Below are 12,195 nucleotides of genomic sequence, written 5' to 3'. Positions count from 1 at the left end.
CTTCATACCTCCTAGGATAGGGTGGACACGTGATTTTCCATAATAGCGGTACCAATGCATAAAAGAGCGGCGGACAGACGTTTTGTTTTACCTGAAACAAGCAGGGCGAACGCCGGCCTTTAGCGTTCGCCCCAATGACTCAGATATTGAATAACGCAGCCGTGGCGCGCGTGCGGGCCCTAGACGCGTTATTCGTCCAGAGCGGAAAGGTCGATACCCAGAGCCTCGGCCATCTCGTCGTTCTTGACGACGACCAGGTCCTTGCTCGAGAGGTGCTTGATCGGCATATCCTCGGGCTTGGCCTCGCCCTTCAGGATCTTAACGGCCATCTCGCCCGCGGCGTAGCCCAGGTCCTTATAGTTGATGGAGAGGGTGAACAGGCCGCCGGCCATGCACATGCCTTCCTCGCCGGTCACGAAGGGGAGCTTGTTCTCCTTGCAAATCTGGCCGACCTGCGAAGCGCCCGCGGCGATGGTGTTGTCGGTGGGGGAGTAGAGTGCGTCGACCTTGCCCACGGCAGACTCGACGACGGACTGGATCTCGTTGGAGCTCGAGACGGTGAAGTCGGTGTGCTCCAGGCCCAGCTTGTCGAGCTCCTTCTTGGCGGCCTTGATCTGGACGTCGGAGTTGGACTCGGCGGTGCAGAAGAGCAGGCCGACCTTCTTTACGTCGGGCAAGACCTTCTGCATCATCTCGAGCTGCTCGGCGACCGGGGTAAGGTCGGAGGCGCCGGTGACGTTGGTGCCGGGCTTATCGTTGTCCTGAACCAGGCCGGAGGCGGCGTAGTCGGTGATGGCGCAGCCCACGATGGGGATATCGGCCGTGGCGCCGGCAGCTGCCTGTGCGGCGGGCGTGGCGATGGCATAGATCAGGTCGACGTTGTCGCCCACGAACTTGTCGGCGATGGACTTACACGTGGACTGGTCGTTCTGGGCGTTCTTCTGGTCGATCTTGACCTTAAGGCCGCTCTCCTTGATGGCCTTGACAAAGCCGTCGTTGGCGGCATCGAGTGCGGAGTGCTCGGTGAGTTGCAGAACGCCGATGGTGTAGTCGGAACCGGCGGCAGCAGAGCCGGAACCAGAGTTGCCGCCGCATCCGGCGAGCGGGGCGAGCGCGAGCAGACCGGCGGAGACCAGAAGGCTCCTGCGGCTGATGGTGATGTCCTTCATATCATTACCCCCAGTATAAAAATGGCTGGAAACACTGCACTGGGACAAAGTGCAAGTGGAACTATAGTAGCGCTGATGTCCATTTTTACAACAGCCTGGCGGGTTTTTTAATACAGAATCGGATGGGCGGTACGGGTAGTCGAATGGGCGGCGGAGGGTCTTATGCGGCGGAGGAGGCATCGTCCTCGTCCAGGGCGGCGAAGAGCTTCTTGCCGTCGAGGAGACGTGTGGTGACGTTTCTCATTCGGCCGATCTCTACGGTACGCAACGTGTCATCGGCGCCTCGCGCGTCATAGACCGTTCCCAGCAAATACGAGATGCCGTCTCGTTGCTTGATGGCAAAGGGCCGGAGTGTCATCCGTGCCACTTCGACCTCTCCGCGTGCCGTGACACTCGAAATATCAAAACTCACCGTGGTTCCGTGGTCGATGGCCTGCTCGATGAGCTCGCAGGCATCGATGCGCTTGACGGGCGTGCGTGTGGCCTTGGTGGATTTGCCGCCTGCGCTTGGAGCAGGCTCGGGTGCATCGAGGTAGCCGCGAACGTCGGCACTCGCCATGGCGACCAGGTGCTGCGCCATGCTTTTTCGAATGGCGATGGGCGTAGAGCGGTTGCGCATGACCATGCCGTGGAGTCGGATGATCTCTTCGTCGGTGAGCGGACGGGTCAAGAGCCGATACCCCACGCCGCGCTTGTACTCAATTTCGTATCCAGCATGGCGAAGTGCGGAGATGGCGGTGTAGATGCTGCGCCGCGCCGCCGAGATGGGCATGCGGGCGGGGTCGTCGGGATGGGCGAGGCGCCGGATCAACTCATCGGAAAGCATGGCCTTGTCCTCACCGGTGTGTTCGCTCAATAGTTGCAGGATGCGAACGGCGCGATAGGCTGCCATCGAGGCGGCGCCCCTCGTCGTGGTCTCGTAAGTTTCAACAGCGGTTTCGGTCATGGCGCCCACGTCCTTTCCGTTTTGGGTGGCGACGGTATGGAGCCTAGGACGCGGGGCTTTCCCAGGGGTGCAGGACGCCCTGGGCGGTCGGTAGCCGTCGGCAAGCGGCGGGTCGAGTTTTCAACAGCCCTGCCCAACTGACCAAAAACTTGCCAAAAGCTTGACGGATGCTGTTGAAAAAAGCGCCCCTCGGCTTGCCGAGAGGCGCTGGCGTGATGCGCTGGAACGCGTTTGGTGGCGCTGTGGCGATTAGAAGTCGGCGTTGCCCACGGTGCGCGGGTGCGGCAGGACGTCGCGGATGTTGCCCACGCCGGTCAGATACATGACCAAGCGCTCGAAGCCCAAGCCGTAGCCGGCGTGCTTGCAGGAACCGTAGCGGCGCAGGTCAAGGTAGTACTTGTACTGCTCGGGATTCATGCCCAGGTCCTTGATGCGGGCCTCGAGCAGATCCAGGCGCTCCTCGCGCTGGGAGCCGCCGATAATCTCGCCGATACCGGGAACCAGGCAGTCGGCGGCGGCGACGGTCTTGCCGTCCTCGTTCATGCGCATGTAGAACGCCTTGATCTCGGCCGGGTAGTCGGTTACGAAGGTCGGTCGCTTAAAGTGCTCCTCGGTCAGGAAACGCTCGTGCTCGGTCTGCAGGTCGATGCCCCAGCTGACGGGGTAATCAAACTGGTGGCCAGCAGCGACTGCCTGCTCCAGGATTTCGACAGCCTCGGTGTAGGTAACGCGGGCAAAGTCGGAGTTTGCCACATGGTCCAGGCGCTCGATCAGGCCCTTGTCCACAAACTTGTTGAGCATATTGAGCTCGTCGGGGCAGGTGGCCATAACGTCCTTAAGGACGTACTTGAGCATGGCCTCGGCGTTATCCATGTAGTCGTTCAGGTCGGCAAAGGCCATCTCGGGCTCGATCATCCAAAACTCGGCGGCGTGGCGCGTGGTGTTGGAGTTTTCGGCGCGGAAGGTGGGGCCAAAGGTGTACACGTCGCCAAAGGCCATGGCAAAGTTCTCGGCGTTGAGCTGGCCGGATACGGTAAGGCTCGCGTGCTTTCCAAAGAAGTCCTGGCTCCAGTCAACCTCGCCGGACTCGGTGAGGGGCGGATTTTTGGGGTCGAGCGTGGTCACGCGGAACATCTCGCCGGCGCCCTCGCAGTCACTCGTGGTGATGATGGGGGTGTTGACGTAGACAAAGCCCTGTTCCTGGAAGAAGCGGTGGATGGCGGCAGCCGCGACAGAGCGGATGCGGAACACGGCACGGAACAGGTTGGTGCGCGGGCGCAGGTGCTGATGGGTGCGCAGGAACTCGACGGTTGCGCGCTTCTTCTGCAGCGGGTAATCCGGGGCACTGACGCCCTCGACCTCGATGGAGGTGGCAGAAAGCTCGAAAGGCTGGGGCGCATCGGGGGTCAGCTTGACGGTGCCGGTGCAAATGAGTGCGGCCGAGACGTTTTGATGGGCGATCTCGTCGTAGTTGTCGAGTGCCTCGCGGTTCATGACGACCTGCAAGTCGCGGAAGCAGCTGCCGTCGTTGAGCGTGACAAAGCCAAAGTTCTTCATGTCGCGGATGGACTTGACCCAGCCGGCAACGGTGACGGTCTGGCCACCGAGCGTCTCGGCGTGCGTATAGAGCTGCGCGATTTTGGTGCGGTTCACGTATCCTCCCAGAGCGGTTGTACGGATTATTTCCAAACAGTTAACCATTCTAACCCGCGAGCGGGAGCGTAGCAAAACGGCGGTGCCGATGTATGGGCGCGACGTGGGCACCGCGCAAGCGCCGATTTTGCGGTGCCTAGTGCCCGCAGATGGCTTGGCGTATGAGGGCGGCGTAGGTGTCGATTCCCGCCTGGGTGAGGTGCGTGCCGTCGTCGACGAGGTATTCGCTGTGGCCCTCCGAGGCACCGTTCCAGTCGATGACGCCGGCGTTGTCGTTTTGGGCGCATACGTCGCGGATCGTCTGGTTATTGCGGTCCTGTAGCTCGAGCGGTACGCGCACGGTCACAAAGTAGATGGGCTTGCCGCCCACGGCATTAATCACGTCCTGTACCTGCTGGGGGTCGCGGATGAGGCCGTTGGTGCCAAGCGCACAGATGACCACACTCGGGTCGTAGTTGGCGCTGTCCTGCGCGTAGACACCCTGGAAGGTGTAGAACTGGCGGCTCACCACGCCGTCGATGTAGGCGTTGGGAAGCGCCGCCTGAATACCGGACTGTGCGCCCGCAGTGACCGAGTCGCCGATCATGAGCACGCGGGCATCGCAGGTCCCGGTCGCCTCGTCGTAGGTAAAGCTCTTCCAGTCGAGGTTCTTGGGGATCTTTTCGGCGATAGGCCCTTCTTTGGGTTTTTGCTGAGCGGCGTCGTTGGGCTGAGCGTCTTGGTTGGATGCGGACTCGGTGCTCTTGCCGCCGGCGCCGTTGTCCTTGGGCGAGGTTGCGTTTTGGGCAAGCTCGGGGCGGAGCTGCTCGGCGCGGGCGGTGGCGATGCCCGTCCAGTCGAGTGGTGCGAAGGCGAGTGCGAGGACGCATGCGGCGCCAAGCGCAGAAAGTGCCATGGCGGGCGAAGGGACGCGTGTCTTTGCCGTACTGTCCTGCTGGGCGGGCTTGCGGGAGCAAGGACGTTCGACGAGACGATAGAAGACCTCGGCAACCGCAAGGATCACCACAAGTTGTAGCGCCTGCTCCCACCAGGCGATGCGGGTGGTGCGGGTTGCGGGGTTCATAAGGATGAGCAGGGGGTAGTGCACCAGATAGACCGAGAACGAGCGCTGGCCCAGCCAGACGAGCGGCTTGACCGACAACAGACGACGCACGATACATTTCGTGTTTTGCACGCAGATAATAAGGAGTCCGGTGAGCAGGGCGAGTAGCAAAAAGCCACCGCGGTAGAGCAGGGGGTTCTCTCCGGTCAGCGTGAACGCGCCGACTATGATGGCAGCGAGCCACGCGAGGGAGACCACGTTAACTTTTGAGATACCCTTGCCGGCGCTAGGGGTAGGGATGTTGCCGCTCAGTATCTCACGCAGACGCGGAGCGGCGATGGCGGCCAGGGCTCCGCACAAAAGTTCGGCGGCGCGGGCGTCGGTTCCGTAGTAGACACGCGATGTGTCGGCGGCGGGGTCGAACATGAGGGCCATCGCCGCCGCCGATGCTAGCGTGAACGTGACCGTGACACCGATGGCGGTGTTGCGCGAGCGGGTCTTGCTGCAGAGCGCCATAAGGATGACCGGCCACACCAGATAGAACTGCATCTGGACGCCGCAGAACCACAGGTGCGTGAGCGGCGAGGGGAGTCCCGCGGCGGCAAAATACGAGACGTTGCGAAAGATATAGAACCAATTGCTCAAGAACAATGCTGACGGCAGAGCGTCCTGCTGCGCCTTGGGCAGCAGACTCGGGGCTACGATATAGGTGGCCACGGCGGTAAGCGCGATGGTTACAAGAATCGGTGGCATGAGGCGCGTGACGCGGCGGCAGATATAGCGCGGGTATGAGAACCCGTCGCGTGCCGTTGCTCGCATAATGCTTTTGGTGGCGAGATAGCCACTCAGTGTAAAGAAGAGTGTAACGCCCAAAAAACCGCCGTTCAGGCGGCTGGGGCGAAGGTGATATAGGACGACGCCGGCGATGGCGAGGGCGCGAAGCCCGTCGAGTGCGGCGATGCGTTGGCTGCGTTGGGGCACTGCGTGTGCGGTGCCCGTGGGTGTGTTTTGCATCGTTCTTTCCTCCAATGTCGACCTAGCAGTCTAGCGCTCTGCGCGGACAAGGGAAGGGGGTTCGTGCGGTTGAACAACATGTCACAGGGCGATGCTTCGCTACGCAAAAGCCGCACCTGCGTTGATGCTTAGCTGTCTAGGCAGAAACGTTTCAGAACCTCTACATAGGCAAAAACAACAACACAGATGCGGCAAAGATGCACAGGCGGTTGGCCCGTTATGTGATGACGGCGGTTTGCTACTTGGTCTTGGCTACCAGCAGCGGGTCGCCCAGCTTGACGAGCGGGTTGCCGCCGATAAGCGTACCGGACTCGCCGACATGGTCGATGCTCTTAAGACGATCGAGCTCGGAGACGATGACGGTCACGATGTCCTCGTGACCGGCGGCCTTGATGGCCTCGCGGTCGAAGCTGATGAGCGGCTGGCCCGCCTTGACCTCATCGCCCATCTCGACAAAGCGGGCAAAACCCTTGCCGTTCATTTCCACGGTGCCCAAGCCAACATGGATGAACACGCGAAGGCCGTCCTCGGTGATCATGCCGATGGAGTGGTTGGTGACGGTGGTGGCGCCGATGCGGCCGTTGGCGGGCGCATAGATGGTGCCGGTAATGGGCTCGATGCCGTAGCCCTGACCGAGCATACCCGAGGCGATGGTCTCGTCGGGAACCTCATCCAGGTTGACGAGCACGCCGTTGACAGGGGCGTAGATGACGCCTTCGCGGGTGGCGAAGCTTGCCGCGGGCGGAACGGATGCCTCGCCCGTCGAGGTGAAGGTGGACTTAAGCGAATCGAGCAGACCCATAGTTGCCTCCAACTTAAATAGGCGCATAGCGCGCGCTTGGTTTGCCGGAAACGTTTCATATGTGTTTCACGGCTTGGTCAACGCCCCTATTTTACGCTGCTCAACGATACCTCTGAACTGGGATTATGTGATATATCAGTTGAAGGGAAACTTATTGCTGGAGTGTTTCTGCGTCCTGCGCACAACTGGGGTACGCTTAGATGCGAAAAATGAGTGTGCATAATCTGCGCGGAGGGAGCACCTATGATTATTGAGAACCATGCGCTGTGGGGCGAGGAGCCGACCGAGGATTATCCGGCGACGTTTACGTATTTGGGTGCCGAGCCGCTGCCCGACAAGCCCAATGGCCGCCGCCCCGCGGTGATCATCTGCGGCGGAGGCGGGTTTACGCATATCGCTCCGCACGAGCAGGACCCGGTGGCGTTTGCGTTTTTGGACCGCGGCTACCAGGCCTTTGTGCTCAACTATGTGACGAGCGCCACGGGCGACGTGAGCTTTCCGCACCCGCAGGCGGACCTCGCCAAGATGGTCGCTACCGTGCGCGCCAACGCCGACGAGTGGCATGTCGATCCCAAGCGCGTGTGCATCGTGGGTTTCTCGGCGGGCGGCATGATCTGCGCCTCGTTGGCAACGCAGTGGAAGACCGGACCCTTCGCGGGCCTTGCCGGGGCTCGTCCGGAGGATATTCGTCCCGACGCCGTGGTGCTGGGCTATCCGTTGCTCGACCTTGCCTATGTGCGCGATATGCAGACGCGCGACCCGCGCATCGACCTGCGCGTGCCCAAGACGGGTGGCAAGACGGGGCGCGATTTGCTCAACGACTATCTGTCGATGGTGACGGGCGGCGAGGCGACCGATGGGCACCTGGCCGACATTTGCCCTACCACGCACGTTTCGCGCCAGATGCCCCCGACCTTTGTGTGGGGCGTTTCGGACGACAAGACGGCGCCGGTCGCGCAGGTCTACCCGTTTGCGCAGCGAATGGCCGAGGAGGGTGTTGCATGCGAGATGCACGTCTTTGACCAGGGCGGTCACGGCCTTTCGCTCGGCAACGCCAACACTGCGGTCGACAACGAGGACAAGCAGGTGGCAGTCCGTCCTTGGATCCGCCTAGCCTTCCGCTTCCTGGAGCGTCACGGTTTCTAGTTACGCGGTTTTACCAAACCGCGTAACAGCTCGACGCTGCAAGCCCGCCAGAGCGGCAATCTGCCTTTCAACTTCGGCGGCATGACCAGAAGGTCAATGCCGCCTCGTTTCAAGGCACCTTGCTCGCTCTGGCGGGCTTTCGCTGTCCGCGCCAAAGCATCGGCGTTGTCTTGGCTGCCAGAAGAATGATCCCTCGGGGACGGAGGAAAGCGGATTAGTTTGGGCGGTGCTGTCGCCAAGGTTTAAGACCGACGTCGTCCCTTGTTGCTTTCCTACCAGACGGTGAACTGGGCGTTTTCTGTGTTCCAATGGACATCGCGAACGTAGTCGCGCACGCCCGTCGCATCTCGTGCTTCGAACAACTCAAGAATATGAGCATGTTCGTTGTTGGCTTTATTGAGCAGTTCGCACGCCGTCTCCCGGTCGACAGTCTCGTAATCGCGCTTGATAAAGCAGCGCTCGAGTTGCGAAATCATGTCGCGCAGACGGTCGTTGCCGCAGCGGTTGAAGTACGTGAGGTGAAAGTCCCGCTGAATGTCGTCGTACTTTCGGATAAGACCGCCTTGGATCGCAAGGTCCATGGACCCAACCAAAAACTTCAGCTGCATGATGTCCTCGTCGGTTAGGAGAGGGCAGGCGAGGTATGCCGCCTGCCCGTCGAGAGGCCCCATAATCTCAAAGACTTCAACGGCGTTTTGCTGATCGAACCCTCGGACGCGGAATCCGCGGCGGGGGAGATTGTCCAGATAGCCGTCGCTTGCCAGCTGGATGAGCGCCTCGCGAACCGGCGTGCGCGACACGCCCATGGCATCGCAGATCGCCTGCTCGCTCACGCGGTCGCCGGCCGAAAGCTCGCCGGCGTCTATGCGACTCGAAATATAGTCGTATACATGATCCTTCAAGGGTCTTCGGAGCGTTTCCATGAGCTTATATTCCTCAACTGTATATTTTCAAAAATAAATACGTTTCGCCTCAATAGGCTAATTGAATTATAGAACGACCAGTTAAATCGCGCTACCAAACCAGAAGAAGCAATAATACGCTTACCGACAAATATCTACCGTTCAGGATTGTATACAATATACAAAACAGTAAAGACACCCTAAGATAAAGCCATCGGAAGGAAGGCGGACGCAAGGAAGTCCGCTCAGTACTATGAGATCCAAGGAGGATCATCATGACTAAGTTCAGCCACGTCATCATCCGTCGTCCCGGCAAGTCCCTGAGCAATGGCATCACGAGCGCTCCCGAGCTTGGCCAGCCCATCTACGAGCGCGCTATCGAGGAGCACTACGATTACGAGCATGCACTCGAGCAGTGTGGCGTTGACGTGTCGGTGCTGCCGGCGCTTGAGCAGTATCCCGACAGCTGCTTTGTCGAGGATCCGGCCGTTATCACTCGCTGCGGCGCCATCATTACCAACCCCGGCGCCGACAGTCGTAATGGCGAGAAGGACGAAATCGAGCCGGTCGTCCGTCGCTTCTTTGACGACGAGCATGTCAAGCACATCGTTTCCCCCGGCACGCTCGACGGCGGCGACGTCATGATGGTCGGCGACCACTTCTACGTCGGTCGCTCTGCTCGCACCAACGAAGAGGGTATCCGCCAGTTCTGCGAGATTCTCGAGGGCTGGGGCCTCGAGGGCTCCGAGGTGCCTCTGGAGGAGGTCCTGCACCTCAAGACGGGTGTCAACTACATCGAGGACAACAACATGCTCGTCTCCGGTGAGTTCATCGATAAGCCCGACTTTGCCCAGTACAACAAGATCGTCGTGCCCGAGGACGAGGCTTACGGCGCCAACTGCATCTGGGTCAACGGTACGGTCATCGTTGCCGAGGGCTATCCGACCGTGCTCAAGGCCGTGCAGGATCTGGGCTACAAGACGCTCGTTGTCGACACCTCCGAGTATCGCAAGGTCGACGGAGGCCTCTCCTGCCTGTCACTGCGCTTCTAATGCGGCCGCTTTACTAGCTTAATGATCGCTTGACCGATGGCCCGGCACCCGATTCGGGACGTCCGGGCCATCTTCATACGGTCGCTTGACTGAGGGGGTGCACATATATGGCCTCTAAAACTTGCAACGACGAGATAATCGACCCCAATGGTCTGGATCTCTTTCGTCTGACCATGATGGTCATCACTGCGAGCATTTGCGGCGGTATCTTCTCTCTTGCCGGCGATATGGCGGCGGGCGGAGCCAATACCGGCGCGGTTATCGTCTCGTGGGGAATTTGCTTTATTGGCGTCTTTGCGCTGATGATGGTGTTCAACGGTTTGTCTCAGGCTCGTCCCGACCTGACCGGCGGTATCTATGCATACGCCGCCGCCGGTTTTGGCGATTATGTTGGATTCAACTCCGCTTGGGGCTACTGGATCAGCGCATGCCTTTCCAACGTGAGCTTTGCACTCTTGCTGTTTAGCGCGCTTGGCTATTTCTTCCCTGCATTCGGCACGGGCAACAATCTGCTTTCCATCATCTGTGCCAGCGTGTTTCTGTGGTTCCTTACCGCTCTCGTGCTTCGTGGCGTTAAGGAAGCTGCGGGAATTAACACGATCGTCACCTTGGCGAAGTTGGTGCCGCTGGGACTCTTTGTGCTGAGCATTGTGCTCCTGGGTAAGTTCGACGTCGATATCTTTATGGACAACTTCTGGGGAGAACCGGCTGGCCCCGGCTTTGGCGAGCAGGTTGTCTCGACCATGATTGCCCTTGTCTGGGTCTTCACGGGCATCGAGGGCGCTGTCGTCATCTCGGGCCGTGCAAAGTATGTGCGCGATGTCGGTCGCTCGACGGCGCTTGGATTTGCAGCCGTGTTCACGCTGTATCTGATCATCTCGATGCTGTCGCTCGGCATTATGCCGCGTGAGGAAATGGCACAGCTCGCAACGCCCTCCATGGCGGGAATTCTCGAGTGCGCAATCGGTCCGGTAGGAGCTGCCATCGTAAACCTTGGCGTTATTCTCTCGCTGGTCGGCGCGATGCTGGGCTACGTCATCATTGCATCCGAGACGCCGTTTGAGGCGGCGCGTCAGGGCTCCTTCCCGCTGGCGTTTGCTAAGACGAACAAGCACGATGCCCCGGTGGTAACGGTTCTCGTGAGCTCCGGCATCACGCAACTCTTCTTAATTGTGTCGTATGTGGCGGCGAGCACCTACCAGTTCTTCTATAGCTGCGCGGTCAACACGATTCTGGTTCCGTATGTCTGCTCGGCTGCCTATTACATGGTGATCGGCTGGAAGAACGAGCATTTGGACGGGCCGCACGCGCCGAGTGTCGGCAAAGCACGCTTCTTTGGTACGCTCGGCTTTATCTACACGCTGTTCCTTGTGTGGTCGACGGGGCTCCAGGGCGTCATGATCACGACGATCCTTTTTGCCCCAGCCATTCCCGTCTATATTCTGGGCGAGCGCGGCCGCGGCAAGCAGGTGCTTCCGCATCTGCACGACAAGCTGATCGCAGCAGTGGTCATTGTCGTGGCAGTTATCTCGCTGTATCTGCACTTTGCCGGCATCGCGCCGATCGTCTAAGGCTACGGCGAGCTTCGTTGCTTGGTAGGCCGGCGGGCATCGCGTATCGATGCTGCTTGGCATTCCATAACTGATGTGGGTCTCTATTACGTGCCTTTGTGAGCGCCCACCAAGCCTGCGCAGGTGACGTTTGTTGCCAGCGCGGGCTTTTGCAGTTGCGGTGGAATAGTTCCTGTTTTACTGGTTAAAGCTTCAAACAGGAACTATTCCACCGCAACTTCGTTTTGATTCGCTGGGGGACGGAGGAAGCGACGATCCGGAATCCACCTGCACGGTCGTCGCTCCGCATCCCGTCCGTTGGCGCAAATGGTGTCAAAAGTAATCTGTCCCCCTTGCACGCTTGCTTCCCTTGCAGCAATCTGTTGATTGAACGTCATTGTGTGCTCGCGGTTTCTGGGCAAGCCGTCTCGCAGCAAAGTAGACTAGATGGCCATTTCAAAAAGCCTACTCAGAGGAGGAGCCATGCTCGAGGGTACGTATGTGGTTTCGGCCCAGACGCCGGTGGGGAGTAAACGCGGCGAGGTGACGTTTTCACATGGGGTGAACGGCGCGCTCAGGGCAGTACTAAACGTCAGAGGTCTCAATATCGCTCTCTCGAGTGCCCGCGCTGAGGGCGATTTCTTTGAACTCTCGGGTACTATCTCCCACGTCTTGATGGGCAAGGCGCCCTTTACATGCACGGGGTCAGTCGAGGGTGATCGACTCACTGCTACCGCGCGGTCGGGTTCCGTTTCGATCTCGCTGAGCGGTATGCGCAAAGAGCTTTCGGGGCGCATCGCATAAAGTTTGCGCAGGTAAACATCGGTATTTGACTTTATAAAATAGTTCAGAGCGCTATCATTTGTCGTTACGAGTTGGTTAGCCCCGGTAAACGGTTAACCGCGTCTAACGAAAGGAT

The 12,195-nt window shown here is 59.7% G+C and carries 10 protein-coding genes; 4 read left to right on the top strand and 6 right to left on the bottom strand.

What is annotated here, in order from left to right; genetic code table 11:
• Positions 1-188: 188 nt before the first annotated feature.
• From DW645_RS01505 to DW645_RS01485, 5 genes are all read right to left on the bottom strand, one after another.
• Complete coding sequence (locus DW645_RS01505; protein ID WP_118225922.1) at positions 189-1,169, bottom strand: ABC transporter substrate-binding protein; 981 nt, start codon at positions 1,167-1,169, stop codon at positions 189-191.
• Positions 1,170-1,329: 160 nt separating this feature from the next.
• Entirely contained in the window at positions 1,330-2,115 is a 786-nt protein-coding gene (locus tag DW645_RS01500) for a hypothetical protein (RefSeq protein ID WP_118225920.1), read from the bottom strand.
• Positions 2,116-2,364: 249 nt separating this feature from the next.
• Positions 2,365-3,768: an asparagine--tRNA ligase gene (gene asnS, locus DW645_RS01495; RefSeq protein ID WP_118225918.1), complete on the bottom strand. Its 1,404-nt coding sequence runs from the start codon at positions 3,766-3,768 to the stop codon at positions 2,365-2,367.
• A 136-nt stretch (positions 3,769-3,904) separates the two neighbouring features.
• Positions 3,905-5,824 carry an acyltransferase family protein gene (locus DW645_RS01490; protein ID WP_118225916.1) on the bottom strand — a complete coding sequence of 640 codons (1,920 nt, stop codon included), beginning with the start codon at positions 5,822-5,824 and terminating at the stop codon, positions 3,905-3,907.
• Between the two features lie 238 nt (positions 5,825-6,062).
• Positions 6,063-6,626, bottom strand: coding sequence for a PTS glucose transporter subunit IIA (locus DW645_RS01485; RefSeq protein WP_233540684.1), 564 nt, complete (start codon positions 6,624-6,626; stop codon positions 6,063-6,065).
• A 243-nt stretch (positions 6,627-6,869) separates the two neighbouring features.
• On the opposite strand from DW645_RS01485, the gene DW645_RS01480 reads away from it, so the two are divergent.
• Positions 6,870-7,772 carry an alpha/beta hydrolase gene (locus tag DW645_RS01480; RefSeq protein ID WP_118225912.1) on the top strand — a complete coding sequence of 301 codons (903 nt, stop codon included), beginning with the start codon at positions 6,870-6,872 and terminating at the stop codon, positions 7,770-7,772.
• Between the two features lie 272 nt (positions 7,773-8,044).
• On the opposite strand, the gene DW645_RS01475 is transcribed toward DW645_RS01480, so the two are convergent.
• Complete coding sequence (locus DW645_RS01475; protein WP_233540683.1) at positions 8,045-8,674, bottom strand: GntR family transcriptional regulator; 630 nt, start codon at positions 8,672-8,674, stop codon at positions 8,045-8,047.
• Positions 8,675-8,949: 275 nt separating this feature from the next.
• Here DW645_RS01475 and DW645_RS01470 point away from each other — a divergent pair, with 275 nt between their 5' ends.
• The 3 genes from DW645_RS01470 (at position 8,950) to DW645_RS01460 (ending at position 12,080) form a co-directional block, all read left to right on the top strand.
• Positions 8,950-9,726 carry a dimethylarginine dimethylaminohydrolase family protein gene (locus tag DW645_RS01470; protein ID WP_117635364.1) on the top strand — a complete coding sequence of 259 codons (777 nt, stop codon included), beginning with the start codon at positions 8,950-8,952 and terminating at the stop codon, positions 9,724-9,726.
• Positions 9,727-9,833: 107 nt separating this feature from the next.
• The gene (locus DW645_RS01465) at positions 9,834-11,297 is read left to right on the top strand and encodes a basic amino acid/polyamine antiporter (RefSeq protein WP_118225908.1); all 1,464 of its coding nucleotides are present in this window, start codon (positions 9,834-9,836) and stop codon (positions 11,295-11,297) included.
• Positions 11,298-11,759: 462 nt separating this feature from the next.
• Complete coding sequence (locus DW645_RS01460) at positions 11,760-12,080, top strand: hypothetical protein (protein WP_118225906.1); 321 nt, start codon at positions 11,760-11,762, stop codon at positions 12,078-12,080.
• The last annotated feature ends 115 nt before the right edge of the window (positions 12,081-12,195 follow it).

The organism is Collinsella sp. AM23-17 (assembly GCF_003470945.1).
Lineage (GTDB): Bacteria > Actinomycetota > Coriobacteriia > Coriobacteriales > Coriobacteriaceae > Collinsella > Collinsella aerofaciens_O.
The sequence above is the reverse complement of the archived record's forward strand: the minus strand, read 5'-3'. Positions and strand labels throughout refer to the sequence as shown.